We start from the raw sequence: 17,265 nt of genomic DNA on the forward strand, positions 1-17,265 counted from the left end.
TTAATTTACGTAGCCAGGGTTTTGTTTCCATATATTGTTCAGATTCAGGACTGTTGTTGGAACAGGAAATATGCGTCTGAATTTCTCAGTATATCCTGCTGGATATAAATCTCTAAATCCCCATTTGTCTTCAAATTTTCCATAACGAATAAGATCATTACGTCTCCAGGATTCGTCTGCAAATTCTCTTGCACGCTCATCTAACAAATCTTGTAAGGAAGGGGCTATAGTTAGCAAAGGAGCTTTAACATAACTGCGTATTTGATTGATTAAACTCATTGGCGTTTCGCCATTTGTCGCAGATGCCCCACGTAAAATGGCTTCAGCTTTCATTAGTAAAATGTCTGCATATCTAAAAATTGGCACGTCATTACTTTGATTACGTTGATGAGCAGAAGTTACATTTACATCCATGTAAAATTTAATAGATCTATATCCCATTGATCGACCTTTTTGATCATTCCCAACATTAAGCGTAGCCGCTCCATCGGGACGAAGAATAATGTCTCTGGTTAGCTCCAATTGCCATTCAAATTGCGCATCAGCATCTGCGCCCACGTAATCTTGGTCTATACCCTTTTTGGAAGTTCGAATTAAAAATGGTCTAGTTCTGTCTTCTTGATAGTTGCTCCAATAGTATTGCTTTCCGCCAATATATGACGCGTTACGTTCGTCTCCAGCTAAATTAAATTTATCTAAATAAGTGGGTAATACACGAAAAGTTCCTCCCACACTTTGTGGTAGATTTGCAAATTGATTTTGGGCACTACGGTGTATCCAAAAGCGTGAGAATGTCATCCCTTGTTGACTTTCTTTATCGTAGGGCATTACAAAAATAAAATCTTTGATTTGAGGGCCATTATCGGGACGAAATTTTTCTAAGAATTTATGACTAGTGAGGTTAAATTGATTGGAAGCAATGATATTGTCGCACATTTTTACTACTTCTTGCAGCTTTTCGTTCGATGCGTTTGGTGTATAATCTTCTACATTTTGTGCAGTATACACCGACCAATTTAAATACAGCTTAGCGAGTAATGCCTCAGCCATGTATTTGGTTACTTTTCCGTATGTACTAGAGTTTACAGTAGTGGGTAATTTATCTTTTATTTCCAGTAATTCCGACTCAATGAATCGGCATACTTCAGGTCTTGGAGATCTATCTGGTTGAACCTCGACTCTACCTTTTAGTATAGGAGCAGCTCCAAAATTATCCATTAAAATAAAATGGTAGAACGCACGCATAGCACGAATTGGGGCTGCAATATCCGCTTCATCATTATTAATAATGGTTAATACATTATTGCTATTTACTATCCCAACGATGGCAGAATTCCACATATTGGTTAACATGCCATTATCTGCATTCCAGTTGTGGACATGAAATTGTCTATATTGCCCTCCGTCATACCAATCTGAACCCATAGAAACACTTACTGCTTCGTCAGCTGATAAGGTTTGTACCATCCAATGATCTCTTCCCATCGCTCCGCGATACGCTGTGTATACATCGGCTGATATCGCTTCGGCAGCGCGCTCATTGTCAGGAAATTCGGTAAATTGTGATTTTATGTCAACATCTAAATCTGTACAGCTTAATATAGAAAATGATAAAGCTGTGAAAACGAACGGTTTTATTATATGTCTCATTTTTTTAGTGTCCATTAAAAATTAAAAATTAAAGTTTGCTCCAAACATGAAAGTACGCGTGCGTGGATAGGTTTGTCTATTGTCAATACCTGGTTCAAGTCCACCTAGATTGACTTCAGGATCTAATCCTTTATATTTTGTAAATACATAAGGATTATTTACTGTCGCAGCGAGACGAATGTTTTTAATTTGGTTTCCTAAATTTTTAAAGGTGTATCCAAATGAAAGTGTAGAAATGCGTAAATAATCGCCAGATTCTAGATATCGATCAGATAAATAATGTGCATTGATATCCGTTGGCTTTTCGGTGTTTGCTACTTCAGCCAACAGATTTTTGTTTCCAGCATTTCCTACGACGTTAGAATGTCTTGCTCTTGTAGCATTCATAATTTTTCCTCCAAATACACCTTGAAATAGAATGGAAGCGCTCCACTGTTTGTATGCTAAAGTATTATTCCAACCTAGCGTAAATTTAGGAAGTGCAGTTCCTGTGAAGGTTCTGTCTTTGAGTTCGGGAGTAATAGTTGTTTCTCCAGTTCTTTCTCCCATATCTTCATCTCTAACATAAAATGTAGATACGCCATTTTCATTGTATCCAGCCCATTCCCAAGTATAGAATTGGCCTATTGCATAACCTTCCATCAGACGTTGCTGGTTCGCATTTGATTGCCCAGCTCCATCTAAATAGGCTAACTCGATGAACTGAGAAGAGAACTTTTCGTTCGAAATAGATTTAACAATATTTTTATTTTGAGAAAGATTAATTCCCGAATTCCACGCGAAATTATCTGTCTTTGCAGGAATTGTATTAAGACTAACTTCAAAACCTCTATTGTTTATTTTTCCAATGTTTGCAGTAAGATAACCTGATGGATATATTACTGGGGAAACAGCAAAACTATATATCAAATCAGTCGTATTTTTATCGTACCACTCTATAGATCCACTCAGTCTGTTGCTCCATATGGAGAAGTCTACCCCTATATTTAACATATCGGTTCTTTCCCATTTTAAGTTTGGATTGGAGTCTCTTAATGCTTTCAATGTACGTACTATCTGTCCTTGACTGTTTTCAAAGTCAGTAACAGATGCTCCATACACCGATCTTGCTGTAAAAACATCAAAGCCCAGAGAGTTTCCGCTGGCTCCATAACCTGCGCGTAGTTTGAGTTCGTTAAATAAAGTATTATCTTTCATAAAATCTTCTTCAGAAATTTTCCATGCTGCCGATACAGAAGGAAAAGTCCCCCAGCGGTTATTTAATCCAAAAGCAGAAGACCCATCTCGACGCAATGTACCCTGCAAGATATACTTGTTGTTGAAGGTATAATTCAGACGTGAGTAAACGGAGATCATACGGAGGGTCGATAAATAATATCCTCCAAAGCCATTTCTATTAATGACATTTGCCATTCCAGGATTGTAATAGGTAAGATCGTCACCATAGAAGTCAGAAACCGAAAGCTGAATTCCATCATTATTATTAGATTCTTCCCAAGAATATCCTAGTAATGCGCTAATCTTATGCAGACCAGCAAACGTTTTGTCATAAGCCAAATTGGTTTCGAGGACTTTACGTTGATCTTCTACAGCAGCTCGAGTCGCTCTTCCGTTCATGTTACGCGCTATCATGGATAATGAGCTGTTGTATTCGTTGTAGTTGAATTGTCTATTTTGCAACGACAGGTCTAAATTATATTTTAACCCATCGAAGATTTGATAGCCCAATTTGGCATGACCTTGAATTAATTTCGTCTTAGACAGAAGGATGTTTTCTTCAATTAGCGAAACTGGATTGGCATATTGTGAACGAGGCGTATTTTCAAACCAGGTTCCATCTTCATTTTTAAGTGGGGAATAGGGTAGGTAATAATACATCGCATCAAATACGCTTAATCCTTGCCCTTGTGCAGGTACATTATTTTGCTTTGTTAAGCTGATATTGACATTAAAGGACATGTCTAATTTGTCATTCATAGCTTTGGACTGAACGTAACCGCGTGCGATTTGTCTGTCAAGATCAGTACCTTTAATAACACCTTGGTTATTGAAGGTATTGATGCTTGCGCTATATTTTGTTTTCTCACTCCCCCCCAAGATGGAAACATTATGGTTGTGGGAGACTCCTATTCTGCTCACCTCTTTTTGCCAATCTGTATCCGCTCCAGTATCATCTACAGGTTCCATGGAAAAGCCATTATCGTTGATGTAAGATCTATACTGCTGAGCATTCATCATTTCTAAACGTTTAGCAATTTTGTCCATAGCGACATAACTGTCGTAGTTAATGGCAGATTGACCAAATTTTCCTTTCTTAGTCGTCACAATAATAACACCATTGGCTGCTTTAGAACCGTAAATCGCTGTAGCCGAAGCGTCACGTAATACATCAATGCTTTCAATATCTTGCGGAGATACAAGGGCTAAAGAGGCTCCGGGTACTCCGTCAATTACGTAATAGGGTTCTGTTGCTTCACCAGAACGTAGTGTAGATGAACCGCGTAAGGTTACAGAAGGTGTTGCGTTAGGATTACTGTTATTATTTGATATTACTAATCCCGGAACTTTGCCTTGTAATAATTGACCTACATTACTAAAGACTCCAGTATTGAGGTCTTCAGATTTTATGGAGGTTATAGAACCTGTAAGATCTTTTTTGGTTGTCACTCCATATCCGATATATACTTCATCAATGGTTTTCTTCACTGACATTAATTTTACACTCAATGCGATTTGTTGTCCATTTTTGATTGTATATCCAGAAAGGGTATCGCTCTGATAGCCTACGCTACTAAAGATAAACTGATAGGATCCTCCTTCAGGCAAATTGCTGAAAGAAAATAATCCCTTGTTTGATGAGCTGGTATTGAATGTATTACCAGTTTTAGTGTTTAGTGCTTTTATGTTTACGCCAGAAAGATATTGTCCATTTTCATCCTGTGTAGCACCTTTAACTTGCTCTTGTTGTGCATAAAGAAAGTTACTCCAAATTAATGTGAGAACGATTAGAGCCATTTTTGGCAATGGGTTTAGTTGGTTTTTAAGCATGTTTTAATCCTTAAGTTTAGTTTTGGTGGTTTTTATTTTTGTAGATGTGATAGATCCCGTTTTGGGTTCTACGCCATTCTAGGTTATTAATTAGGCAGATGACCTCTAAGGCATCTTCTAAGTTTTCGGTACGCGTATCTACCGAGCCTGTATAAGTTATATGGTCAAGTGATTTGTTTTCAATGACAATTTTTGTTTTATAAAGACGACTTAAAACATTGACAGCTTCAGGAAGAGAAATTTTATCCATTTTTACTACTGCTGATGCGTATTCTTCGCTAACATTTTCGATCTGATTATTTTTATTTATTGATGTAGGATTTATATGACTTAGATGATGGGTAGCACTATTAAAGATGAGTTTTTCACCTTTTTCACTCATATAGATTTCATCAAATTTGGAATCCTCTTTGACAGATTTGATAACAATCTTTCCAGTATGCAAAGTAACGGTTGTATTTTGCTTATTTGGAAATGCATCAATAGTAAAGGACGTACCTAGTGCAGTCGTCTTTGTATAATCACTCCATACTCTAAAAGGTCTTGATGCGTCTTTTTTCACGTTAAAATAAGCTTTACCACTCAACCGTATGTCTCGGTTTATTGCTGAGAAGACTTCTGGATAACTAATTTCAGATGATGGATATAATTTTACTCTTGATGAATCTGGTAAGTATATCCATTTAATTTCTTGAGTTGTATTGACTTGGGTTATCCAAATATCTTCATTCGTTACAGGGAGGCTATAATTTGCTGATAGATCCGTGTTTTTAATCGTTTTATGATTCAGCTGTTGGTAAAAGACCCAAGAAAAAAATAGCATAAGGCAAGCTGCTGCGGAATATTTTATTAGACTATAGATCTTATATTTTTTGTCACGTTTATCGAATTGCGCAATCGTATCTTTGTTAATCTCGGTTTTGACCTTATTATACATTTGATCCGAAGGAATATTATTATCTTTTTCAGATTGATAATTTTCCCATTGATTGATATCGAATAGGTTGTCAACTATCTTCTCCTGATTGCGCCAGATTGATTGTTTTAATTCTTTATTGGTTAGCCTTTTCTTGTCCTTCATATACATATTACGTTTATCAAAGACTTATCCCTAGCTCGAGATCAAATTTTTTATTCGACGTAAAAAGTCGCGTAGGAGGTATTTCTTTAAGAAAGGTTTTCAGGTGGTTATTATTATTACAGCATTATTGAGTATAAATGCTGCTTAAGCTGGAGTAATGCTTTACTGATATGTTGTTCAACTGCTTTGTTAGAGATATTCAGCATTTGAGCAATTTCTTTATGTGTTAAACCTTGTTTTCTACTAAGTTCAAAGACATGACGTCTAACAGGAGGCATGTTGGCAATGTCTCCATCAATTAAGCGCATTAGATCTTTACTTTCTAATGCTTTTATCAGGTTATCTGTAAAGGGGGTTGCTGCAGCTTCTCCCTCATATTTAAATCGATTCGCTTCTTTGCGAAGTTCATCAATCATAACTTGCTTTGCAATACCAAATAATTGAATATTTATGGGTAATGTGTGATTCAATTTGGCTCTATTTTTCCAAGCCTTAATAAAAGTTAACTGCGTTACTTCTTCTGCTAAAAATTCGGATTTAGTGCGTTGAAAAATGAAACCATAAATTTCGCGATGAAAGGTTTCATATACCTGCGAAAACGCATGGACATTATCTTTTTGTATGGATGCAATTAGATTCATTACAAGGCAAATGTATCTAGGTAGAGTTAATTAAAAGTTTAATGAATATTAAGAAAAAATCATTTTTAAATCTTGGTTACTTAATTAAAAATCTATCATATAAATTGTTGAGTATCGTATTCAACAACATAATATTTCATTTTATTATTAGCTTTTTATATTTTAAAAAAATGCTGAAATGGAATTGTTTATATATTGGTTATGCCATATAGCGTGTTATTTGCTTATGATTTATGTTAAATATATGAATTTATTGTTCGAGACAAAAATTCACACAAAATAATTATTTACATAGTGTCTAGTGTGAAAACTAACCAAAGTATTATCTCTAAGAGAATAATCATATTAAAATTTGGTATAGTAAAGGGTATTTTATAATTTCGTGTACGTACACGAAATTATAAACTTAACATCTTGTTTAAATTATTACTATATAATGGTAGGTTAATAACCGCGAATGGCATATTGGAGTTCGCTTATTGCTACATGGAAGATGGCGTAATTAAGCAGTATGGTGTGGGCGATATTCAAGTGAGTGAAGATACGCTAGAAATTAATGTTGCCAACAAATATATATCTGCTGGTTTTATAGATATTCATATTCATGGTGGTGGTGGATATGATTTTATGGATGCAAATGTTGAATCCTTTTTAGGCGTGGCTAATACACATATTAAATATGGTACTACCAGTATGTGCCCCACAACCTTAACCGCGGATTCAGAACATTTGGAAAAAGTCCTCACCGTATATGAACAGGCAAATTTACATAATTCTAAAGGGTCTAAATTTTTAGGTCTTCACCTAGAAGGTCCTTATTTTGCGATGAATCAGCGCGGTGCGCAGGATCCCAAATATATTCGCAATCCGGATTACAAGGAATATTCTCGTATAGTGGAAATGAGTCCTCATATAATTAGATGGAGTTCAGCTCCTGAATTACCAGGAGCGTTAGAGTTTGGAGATTTTCTAACTGATAGAGGAATTATAGCAGCCTTTGCACATACTGAGGCATTGTATGATGACATAAAACTTGCTTTTGACCACGGTTATCGTTTAGCCACTCATTTTTATTCTGCTATGTTGGGCGTGACAAGAAAGAATGCTCACAGATATGCAGGAGCTGTGGAAGCCTGTTATCTGATAGATGAAATAGATGTAGAGGTTATTGCCGATGGGGTGCATTTGCCCAAACCTTTACTGGAGCTGATTTACAAAATAAAAGGTTCAGAAAGAATAGTTTTAATTACCGATGCTATGCGCGCTGCTGGAACCCATGTTAACAAAAGTATTCTGGGAAGTTTGCACGATGGTATCGAAGTAATAGTAGAGGATGGTGTGGCTAAACTTGCCGATCGCTCTGCATTTGCTGGAAGCATTGCAACAGCCAATTTGCTGGTTAGAAATTTCCTAAATAATACTAAAGCATCTTTCCCTGAGGTAATAAAAATGATAACCGAAAATCCAGCTCGCATCCTTGGGTTTGCACACCGTAAAGGTAAGATAGAGAAGGGATATGATGCGGATGTAGTAGTTTTTGATGATAATATAGATGTCTATTTGTCGATTGTGGAGGGACACATAAAGTATAACAAATTAAATTTTAATTCGAATGAATCCTAAAAGTTTAGGTGTAAAGGATATAGCGAAGTTGGCGAATGTTTCTATCGGTACGGTGGACAGAGTGCTGCATAATAGGGAAGGTGTGTCCTTAAAGACAAAGGAAAAGATATTAGCGATAATCAAGCAATACAATTATGAACCTAATATTATTGCCCAATCACTAACCAAAAAAAATATTAAATATTTCAAAGCTATCATCCCAAAATCATCAAAGGAATCTACCTATTGGCAGGCTCCATTGCAAGGTATACGCGATGCGATTGAGGAAATAAAAAAATATGGCATAGAGGTAGAGATCCTATTGTTTGACCAAAATGATATCGCGTCATTTAATGCATTGCAGGAAAATTTAAATTTCAACGAATTACATGGTTTGCTTATTGCGCCAATGTTTAAGCAAGAGACTCTGGCATTAATCTCTAAATGTGAGGAAAACGCAATTCCTTATGTGTTGATTAATTCTGATCTAAGTCAAGCTAGTCCTATAGGTTATTTTGGGCCAGATCTTTACCAAAGCGGGCTGGTTGCAGCAAATTTGATTCAATATTCTTCTGCTCCTCAAGAATCTATATTGATTGTAAATATCTCCAAGGAATTATATCCTGAGCATCATCTTTATATCAAGCAGGAAGCATTTATCTCCTATTTTAAACCTCATAAGAAACGACAAATCCATACGCTAGATATACGTTCGACAGAAAGTGAGGTTATTAATCGTGAATTGCATCGTTTTTTTGAACATCATAAAGTTAGAGTAATATTTGTGACCAATTCGAGGGTATCAAGTGTAGCTTCCTATTTGAAGTCTAAAGGCCTATACGAAGATATACTGTTAATTGGGTTTGACTATTTAGAGGATAACCTGCAGTATTTAGAAGAAAATGTCATTGATTTTTTGATTTGTCATAAACCCATACAGCAAGGTTATCAAGCGCTACTCTCTCTGTTCAATTATGTAAAATTTGGAAAGAAGGGGGTACAAAAAACGTTCATGCCAATCGATATTATAAGCCAGTACAATTATAAATACTACGATAATTAAAATGATTACTATAAACTACCCTATTATGAAAAAACTATTTCCTTATATAATTCTTCTTTTTTATGTACTCTCTTGTAAGCCTTCGGTAGGTCAAGAGAAAAAATTTCCCATTCAAGGCTTTCATTTGGACCTGAGAGTTCAAGCCATGCAGATTGATGCTTTAAAAAAGTTGGCCACACAACTCCATCAAGGAGGGATCAATACCTTAGTAATGGAATGGGAAGCAACGTATCCTTTTGAAAAACATCCATTGATTCCCAATCAATATGCTTATACACGTGAGCAGGTTGTAGATTTTATCGCGTATTGTGAGAATTTGGGCATTGATGTAATACCGCTGCAGCAAAGTTTTGGTCACGTAGAATACATTCTAAGACATTATAAGTACAAAGAGCTCAGAGAAGATCAAAAAGATTTTTCTCAGATTAATCCTTTAAAGGAGGAGTTGGCAAAAGAGCTTTTTAGGGATTTATATTCGGATTTAATATCGACCCACAAATCTGAATACATTCATATTGGAGGTGATGAGACATACCTGTTGGGGCACTCTAAAGAATCTCAAAAGAAAGTAGCTGAAGTTGGAAAAGGACGCTTGTATGGTGATTATATAAAATTATTATGTGAATTGGTAGTTTCTCTAGGTAAACGACCTGTGATTTGGGCTGATATTGCCATGAAATATCCAGATGCCTTGGAAGGCTTGCCAAAGCAAACTGTATTCATTGATTGGAATTATGGGTGGGACATTAATATGTTTGGAAAACATAGCAATCTGTTGAATTCTGGTTTTGAAATTTGGGGTGCACCATCTATTCGTAGTCATCCAGATAATTATTTTGTCACCCAATGGGAAAAACACTTTAAAAATATTAGAGATTTCATACCTCTAGCTAAGGAGTTCAATTATAAAGGAATCATAATGACTTCATGGTCTACATCTGGTCTTTATTCGAGTGTCTGGGAGAGTCCAAAGGATTTGGTTGAGTTATATCCAATACGTCGAGTATATCCTTTGAATGGCTTTAATATGCTTATGGAAGCCTATTTTGAAGCACTAAAGACACCTGAAGCTTTAGAAATAGAAAAGTTTGTCCAGCAATATGCTTATCAGCGTTATGGTTTTAATGATTCTGAATCTCAACTTTTCTGGAATGCTCTTAAAGCAAATCCTTATGAAATAAATCAAGGTGTAGTCAGTGCTGGTGGACCAGCGATTAAAATAATGGCAGATAGCGCTTTGTGGGTGGTAAATAACTTGAAGAGTTTGAAGCCAAAAAACAATAAGGACGAATATGCGCATTATGTTTTAATGTCCGAGATCAGATATGACTATCTAGTATATATGACTATAGAGGAGCGGCTTAATTCAAAAGACTTCAATTCAGATGAAATTCCGCATATACTAAAGCAGTTAAAACAGTTGGAAAATTCAAATAAAAATAAAGAGTTTAACAGATTGCACAAAAACTATCTTTTCCCTGCTGAAATAAGACAGGAAAACGAATTGCGCAACAGTAAGATTAAACTGATGTATGATAGGTTAAGTAAAAATTCAAAGTAGATTATTTATGAAGATATTAGCATATATTATTGTTTTCGTTTTAGTTCTGACCTCCTCAGGGTTTTCACAAAGTGCTTCGGATGTTAGCATTAAAGTTTCTTGGCAACCTTTGGAAAATAATTACAATGGAAAGGAAGAGGCTTTATCCCGAATTGTATTTAAGAATGAGGGCAAAACGGTTCTTGATAAGAGCGGATGGAAGTTATATTTCAATTTTATTCGAATTTTTGAGCCCAAGAACTCTAATCCTGTTTTTGATATACAACACATCAACGGAGACTTGTTTGTACTGACGCCCAATGATTCTTTTAAGCCATTAGCTCCAGGCGAAGAATTAGACCTGCAAATAGTTTCTAAATCATGGATTGTGAATTTTAATGATTCCCCTCAGGGATTTTATATAGCCTGGGATAATGGAAAAATTACCCCGTTAGGAGAGGTGGAAAGGCTGGAGCCTGTAGATAAAAAGAGATTTTATAGGGTAGCGAACGACGTAGAAATGACCCCTGATTTGATCTTTGAGAAGAATAAAAGATATGTGGATTCTCATAGTGTACAGCCTGGAAAAATATTTCCCACTCCATCCAAGTTCGTGTCAGTAGATGGTTATTTTGACTTATCTGGTACTACGCTGATACAAGGGGGAGGATTATTTACAAATGAAATAGATTATTTCATCAATGAAATGGGAGAACTTTTCCATATTAATTTTTCTATCCACAAAAAGCCGAGGTCAAAAGATGTAATCAAATTTAAACTAGATAAAACCTTAAAAGAGGAAGCTTATAAACTTTTGGTGACTAAAGATTCAATTGTCGTGACTTCAAGAAGCGGAAAAGGAGCTTTTTATGCTATTCAGTCTATTAAATCCTTAATAAAAGCCGAAGATTATAAGTCGAGCAAAAAAGACGTAATATATATTCCTTGCGTTGAAGTGTACGATGAACCGAGATTTTCGAGCAGAGGTTTTATGATTGATGTCGCTAGAAATTTTCAGTCCAAGAAGCAGATTCTTAAACTAATAGATATTCTTTCCTTTTATAAAATAAATACCCTGCATTTTCACCTTAATGATGATGAAGGCTGGAGGTTAGAATTGCCATCTTTTCCAGAACTTACTTCCGTTTCTTCGGTGCGTTCGCATGCATTTATTTCTTCTTCGTCACTTCCTCCCTCTTATGGGTCAGGACCTTTGGCTAAAAATAGAGGTACGGGATATTATTCTATACAAGATTTTAAAGATATCTTATTGTATGCTAATGCAAGACATGTTCAGGTCATACCAGAGATAGAAACTCCGGGTCATGCACGAGCTGCGGTGAAAGCTATGCAATATAGATATGAGAGATTGAAAGATAAAGATCGTAGTGAAGCTGAAAAATACTTGCTTTATTCAGTAGGAGATACCTCTAAATATTCCAGTGTACAGAAATGGAATGATAATGTCATGGATGTCTCTTTAAGTTCAGTATATAATTTTTTGGAACAGATTACCGATGATATCATTGGAATTTATAAATCGGTAAATGTGCCCTTACACACCATTCATTTCGGAGGAGATGAAGTTCCTAATGGTGTTTGGGAAGGTTCTCCTGCCTTTAAAAAATTAAAAAATGAAGACCCGAATATCAAAAGTGTTGAAGATTTATGGTTTCGTCATTTTAATAAATTATATGAAATATTAGATGCCCGAGGTTTGTATTTGTCGGGCTGGGAAGAGGTCGGCATGAAAAGAGGCGTGACAGAAACAGGTAGGAAAAAATGGTTTGCTGATAAAGGATTAACGAATAAAAATATTCATTTAAATGTTTGGAATAATCTAACGGGGAATGAAGATTTAGCCTACAAGTTGGCGAATTTAGGCTATAAGGTCAAATTATCTTTTGTGAGCAATTTCTATATGGACATGTCCTATCAAAAAAATTTCAAGGAACAGGGATTTTATTGGGGAGGATTTATTGACATGGAAAAACCTTTTAGTTTTATTCCTTACAATTATTTGAAAAACCAGCAAATGGACTGGCTAGGGCGCAAACTTCCTAATAACACATTAGAGAATCATGAAAAACTTACTCCAGAAGGGGAAAAAAATATTGTAGGGATTCAGGCTTTGCTCTGGTCGGAAACTATAAAAAGTGAAGAGCAGATGGAAAAAATGATATTCCCGCGATTGCTTTCTTTTGTGGAAAAAGCTTGGGCACCTGCTCGGGAGTGGGAAAATTTGGACAGGGATTCTTATGAAAAAGCTTACCATAAAGATTTAAATGAGTTTTTTGGCATTGTGGGTAATCAGGAGCTTAAAAGGCTTCAATATTATAAGCAGGGGTATAAATGTCGAATTCCAACCCCAGGTGTGGCATTGGTGGATGAGATGTTGCATGCCAATACAGATTTGCCAGGATTCAAAATTTATTTTACTGAAGATGGTAGTATGCCGACTTTAAATAGTAAAAAGTACACAGGACCTATTAGACCAAACAAAAATATGGTCTTTAGAGTGTTAAACGATAATGGTGAAGGAAGTTTGCCTGCCTATTACACGCATCCTAATTAAAAGTTATGAAGAAAAGTATCCATAATCCTATAAGTGTAGATCAGTTAACCTCTCAGCAAAAGGTGATATCAGTGATAATAATCGCTGTGCTTTTCTTTGTTTTTGGCTTTGTTACCTGGGTAAATGCTATTTTAATTCCCTATTTCAAAATAGCATTTGATTTAAGCCATTTCGCTTCTTATTTAGTAGCTTTTGCTTTTTACATTGCCTATTTGGTCATGGCGGTACCTTCGGGATATATCTTAAAATATTTCGGTTTTAAGGGGGGGATGATGCTGGGCTTTTTTATGATGGCTATTGGTGCATTTCTTTTTATTCCCGCTGGGGCCTACCGTATCTATGAGGTGTTTCTCACGGGATTATTTACACTGGGCGTGGGATTGTCCATTTTGCAAACTGCCGCCAATCCCTATGTCACGATTCTGGGCGACAAGGAGCGTGCTGCTCAGCGTTTTAGTATAATGGGAATTAGTAATAAGGTTGCTGGAATTATTGCGCCATTATTATTTGCAGCCATCATACTAAAACCTGAAGACAAAAGCTTTTTTGAAAATTTATCCTTGCTTCCTATAGCACAAAAAGAGGCTGCTTTGGATGAATTGGTAGGTAGGGTTGTTGTGCCTTATATGGTTATAGGCTTTATTCTTGTAGCGCTAGGATTGCTTGTAAAATATTCACCATTACCAGAAATAGATAGCGAGAAAGAAACCGACGAGAACAGTAGTAGTAATAGTTCAAAAAAGTCTGTGTTATCCTTTCCCTATTTGGTTTTAGGAAGTGTCGCTATATTTTTTCATGTTGGTTCTCAGGTTATTGCCGTGGACAGTGTTATTAATTATGCCCAATATCATGGTTTGAACTTTTTAGAAGCCAAATCATTTCCCTCCTATACGCTAACAGCAACCATACTAGGGTATTTGCTGGGAATAACATTTATCCCAAAAGTCTTAAGCCAATTATTAGCTTTACGAATTTGTACTTGTTTAGGATTTATATTGTCGTTGGGCGTAATATATGTATCAGGTCATGTTAGTCTTTTAGGTCATCATACGGATGTTTCCGTGTGGTTTTTAGTCGCTCTGGGGTTCGCCAATTCCATGATATGGGCCGGCGTATGGCCATTAGCATTAAATAATTTAGGTAAATTTCTAAAAGTAGGCGCATCTTTGTTGGTCATGGCATTATGTGGCAATGCCATAATGCCTATGATATATGGTTATTTTGCCGATACAGAAGGATTGCGGTTTGCCTATTGGGTACTTGTTCCTTGCTATATTTATCTTATCTTTTACGCTTTTTACGGATATAATATTAAGAGCTGGAAAAAATAAAGTCTATTATAAATGCACCTTAAAGAAAAGGAGCATTTATTTTTTTACTTTTTTTGTACTATCTCTTATGATAAGATCTGTTTTGACAAGTATTTCTTGGTGGTCTATTTTTTTCTGAAACTTATCTTCGATTTGTTGAATTAAGATTTTAGCTGCAATATTTCCCATATAGTATGCATTGTCATCAATGGTGGATATATTAGGCTCAATAATGGTTGAAATCGGATAATTACTAAATCCTATAATAGAAATATTTTCAGGGATTGAAATATTCAATTTTTTAAATAACTGGACCGCTGCTGATGCGGTATAATCATTGGCGCATACTATTCCGTCAATAGGATTTTTCAATTTTGAAAGCTTCTCAGCAGCAACTAATCCTTCTTGATAGGATAAATTATGCGTTTGGTATAATAATGCTTCTTCAAATTCCAAATCATTATCTACCAATGCCGCTTTATATCCTTCAAATCTTTTATTGAAGATATTTACATTTAGATTTCCAGATATATGAGCAATTCTTTTGCATCCTGTATTTATTAGGTGCTTAGTTGCATCGTATGATGCTTGATAATCATTGATACATACAATATTTGTATCTAGATTCTCAATAGGTCTATCGTATAGGACGAGAGGGATGTTGGATTTTATTACTTTCTTAAGGTGATCCACTTTTTGTGTTTCAAGGGAAGGACAAATAATAATTCCAGCTGCGAGTGACGTCTCTAGAAGTTTTAGGATTTCTTTTTCTTTTATATAAGAATCTTTGGACTGAAAAATAGTGATTTGATAGCCTAATTCAGAGGCATAATCTTCTATTCCACTAATTACTTTCGAGTGAAAATCTACATCAATTCTTGGAGCTACAACACCGATGGATTTAGTCTTCTTGCTTCTAAAGCTGGAAGCAATGGGATCTAATGAAAAACCTAACTCTTTGACTTTGTCATTGACTAATTTCTTGGTTGCCTCACTAATGCGAGGGTTGTTAGAGAGAACTCTCGAGATAGTCGAAGATGAAAGGTTTAGCTCTTTGGCTAAATCTTTAATTGTTAAACGTCTGGAGTCTGATTTTTTCATATAAAAGTTTATCTAAGCTAAGATAAATTAAAAATATAGGGAATCAAAAATATTGTATGAATAATAATTGTGCAAACAATTGCATTGGTTTTATATGGTATTGTTAATTATATAACTATATAAGTATTTTTTTATTGTGCAAATGTTTGCACAATAAAAAATAATATTTATCTTAGTGTTGTAAACTAATTTATTATAAACTTAAAATCAGAATTATGGTTTTAACTACTAACTACCTACCTAGAATTTTTAATTCTTGTCTAGCGAAAATAATATCGTTAATTATTTTTTCTTTTGTTTGCCTGAATTCTGGAGCGTTCGCGCAACAGAAAAGTATTAAAGGTAAAGTATTAGACGCGTCAACCTCTTTACCTATTGCTGGGGTAAGTGTAAAAGTTGCTGAGACAGCAAAAGCAAGTTCTACCGATCAGAATGGACAATTTGTTTTAAATGATGTTGTAGTAGGAAATACGATTAATGTATCATCCGTAGGTTATTCGGAGTATTCTTTTAAAGTCTCCAACCAAAACGAATATATCATTCGTCTTTCCTCTGAGCTAAATACCATAGAGGAAACCGTAGTGGTCGGTTATGGAACTCAAAAAAGACGAAATGTAACCGGCTCGATAGTGTCTGTTGGATCTCAGGAGATTGAAAAAACCTCTTTGCAAGATCCAATTTCTATTTTACAGGGGCGTGCTGCCGGGGTTCAGGTAACTTCTAACTCTGGTGCTCCTGGGGGTGAGATGACTATCCGTGTGAGAGGTAATTCATCCTTGAATTCTGGTAACAATCCTTTGTTTGTGGTCGATGGTATTCCAATTGAATCAGGTTCTGTTAGTTCTTTAAATGGAACGCAGAATTTTGGACTTAATCCTCTTGCTGATATAAACCCAAATGATATTGCTTCAATTGAAATTTTAAAAGATGCAGCATCTACAGCAATATATGGTTCAAGAGCAGCTAATGGTGTTGTTTTAATTACCACAAAAAGAGGTGCAGAGGGTAAACCGGAAATTCAGGTAAATGCAACTACAGGTGTAAGTTCTATAACACGCTTTTTAAGTGTCTTGAATGCTCGTCAATATAGAGAAGCTGTGCTTGAATCTTATGGTGCTCTTGCTGTGCCTGAAGAACCATATTACACGCTGATTGATTCACTAAGTCCAATGAACAATGGTGATGTGAACTGGCAAGATGAGTTAATGAGAACAGCTCGAGAAAATAAGGTTGATTTTTCTGTTCGTGGAGGAAATGAATCGAATAGATTCGCTTGGAGTTCTTCTTATCTTGATCAAGATGGGATAGTTATAAACTCTAATTTTAAAAGATTTACATCTAGAATTAATACTGATTTCAAACTCTCAGATAGAATCCGTGTGGGTCAAAGTGCTTCCTATACCAATGGGGTCAATAATAGAATTAATGCGGCAGGTACTGGCAACTTAAGTATCATTAGAAGTATGCTGGTTAGACCGCCTAATATGTCTATGTATTTACCAGATGGGTCTATAAATGGATATATGATTGGTCAAAGAAATCCTGTAGGTATGGCCTTGTATGCGACAAATCTTGGGAAAAGTAACAGGTTGATAGGAAGTCAGTATGCAGAGGTAGATATTGTTAAAGATCTTAAATTCCGTACTAATTTTAA

Annotated in this window: 11 protein-coding genes; 6 read left to right on the plus strand and 5 right to left on the minus strand. The window is 35.6% G+C overall.

From position 1 onward, the window contains the following. From G5B32_RS09410 to G5B32_RS09425, 4 genes are all read right to left on the minus strand, one after another. On the minus strand, positions 1-1,650 hold the full coding sequence (locus G5B32_RS09410; protein ID WP_165291292.1) for a RagB/SusD family nutrient uptake outer membrane protein: 1,650 nt from the start codon (positions 1,648-1,650) through the stop codon (positions 1-3). Between the two features lie 21 nt (positions 1,651-1,671). Further along, positions 1,672-4,698, minus strand: a complete 3,027-nt coding sequence (locus G5B32_RS09415) for a SusC/RagA family TonB-linked outer membrane protein (protein WP_165291293.1) — start codon at positions 4,696-4,698, stop codon at positions 1,672-1,674. A gap of 16 nt (positions 4,699-4,714) precedes the next feature. Beyond that, entirely contained in the window at positions 4,715-5,779 is a 1,065-nt protein-coding gene (locus G5B32_RS09420) for a FecR family protein (protein ID WP_165291294.1), read from the minus strand. Between the two features lie 116 nt (positions 5,780-5,895). Then, positions 5,896-6,420, minus strand: coding sequence for an RNA polymerase sigma factor (locus G5B32_RS09425; protein ID WP_165291295.1), 525 nt, complete (start codon positions 6,418-6,420; stop codon positions 5,896-5,898). A gap of 414 nt (positions 6,421-6,834) precedes the next feature. Between G5B32_RS09425 and nagA the strand changes: the two genes are divergently transcribed. Genes nagA through G5B32_RS09450 form a run of 5 tightly spaced genes read left to right on the plus strand, consistent with a single transcriptional unit; the run spans position 6,835 to position 14,531 of the window. Continuing rightward, positions 6,835-8,043, plus strand: a complete 1,209-nt coding sequence (gene nagA / locus G5B32_RS09430; RefSeq protein WP_165291296.1) for an N-acetylglucosamine-6-phosphate deacetylase — start codon at positions 6,835-6,837, stop codon at positions 8,041-8,043. Then, on the plus strand, positions 8,033-9,085 hold the full coding sequence (locus tag G5B32_RS09435; RefSeq protein WP_165291297.1) for a LacI family DNA-binding transcriptional regulator: 1,053 nt from the start codon (positions 8,033-8,035) through the stop codon (positions 9,083-9,085). The genes nagA and G5B32_RS09435 overlap by 11 nt, the downstream gene beginning before the upstream one ends. A gap of 25 nt (positions 9,086-9,110) precedes the next feature. Further along, the gene (locus G5B32_RS09440) at positions 9,111-10,646 is read left to right on the plus strand and encodes a family 20 glycosylhydrolase (RefSeq protein ID WP_165291298.1); all 1,536 of its coding nucleotides are present in this window, start codon (positions 9,111-9,113) and stop codon (positions 10,644-10,646) included. A gap of 7 nt (positions 10,647-10,653) precedes the next feature. Continuing rightward, on the plus strand, positions 10,654-13,200 hold the full coding sequence (locus tag G5B32_RS09445; RefSeq protein WP_165291299.1) for a family 20 glycosylhydrolase: 2,547 nt from the start codon (positions 10,654-10,656) through the stop codon (positions 13,198-13,200). A gap of 5 nt (positions 13,201-13,205) precedes the next feature. Then, positions 13,206-14,531 (plus strand): sugar MFS transporter, encoded by a 1,326-nt coding sequence (locus G5B32_RS09450; protein ID WP_165291300.1) that lies wholly within the window; start codon positions 13,206-13,208, stop codon positions 14,529-14,531. Between the two features lie 36 nt (positions 14,532-14,567). On the opposite strand, the gene G5B32_RS09455 is transcribed toward G5B32_RS09450, so the two are convergent. After that, positions 14,568-15,611 carry a LacI family DNA-binding transcriptional regulator gene (locus G5B32_RS09455; RefSeq protein ID WP_165291301.1) on the minus strand — a complete coding sequence of 348 codons (1,044 nt, stop codon included), beginning with the start codon at positions 15,609-15,611 and terminating at the stop codon, positions 14,568-14,570. A 215-nt stretch (positions 15,612-15,826) separates the two neighbouring features. On the opposite strand from G5B32_RS09455, the gene G5B32_RS09460 reads away from it, so the two are divergent. Next, on the plus strand, positions 15,827-17,265 hold a 1,439-nt coding region (locus G5B32_RS09460), incomplete at its 3' end, for a SusC/RagA family TonB-linked outer membrane protein (RefSeq protein WP_165291302.1).

The organism is Sphingobacterium sp. SGL-16 (genome assembly GCF_011043515.1).
Lineage (GTDB): Bacteria > Bacteroidota > Bacteroidia > Sphingobacteriales > Sphingobacteriaceae > Sphingobacterium > Sphingobacterium litopenaei.

Coding starts and splice junctions, on each gene's coding strand:
- G5B32_RS09455 (WP_165291301.1), bottom strand. CDS start 15,611: ATGAAAAAATCAGACTCCAGACGTTTAACAATTAAAGATTTAGCCAAA.
- G5B32_RS09435 (WP_165291297.1), top strand. CDS start 8,033: ATGAATCCTAAAAGTTTAGGTGTAAAGGATATAGCGAAGTTGGCGAAT.
- G5B32_RS09425 (WP_165291295.1), bottom strand. CDS start 6,420: ATGAATCTAATTGCATCCATACAAAAAGATAATGTCCATGCGTTTTCG.
- G5B32_RS09440 (WP_165291298.1), top strand. CDS start 9,111: ATGAAAAAACTATTTCCTTATATAATTCTTCTTTTTTATGTACTCTCT.
- G5B32_RS09450 (WP_165291300.1), top strand. CDS start 13,206: ATGAAGAAAAGTATCCATAATCCTATAAGTGTAGATCAGTTAACCTCT.
- G5B32_RS09415 (WP_165291293.1), bottom strand. CDS start 4,698: ATGCTTAAAAACCAACTAAACCCATTGCCAAAAATGGCTCTAATCGTT.
- G5B32_RS09410 (WP_165291292.1), bottom strand. CDS start 1,650: ATGAGACATATAATAAAACCGTTCGTTTTCACAGCTTTATCATTTTCT.
- G5B32_RS09445 (WP_165291299.1), top strand. CDS start 10,654: ATGAAGATATTAGCATATATTATTGTTTTCGTTTTAGTTCTGACCTCC.
- G5B32_RS09420 (WP_165291294.1), bottom strand. CDS start 5,779: ATGAAGGACAAGAAAAGGCTAACCAATAAAGAATTAAAACAATCAATC.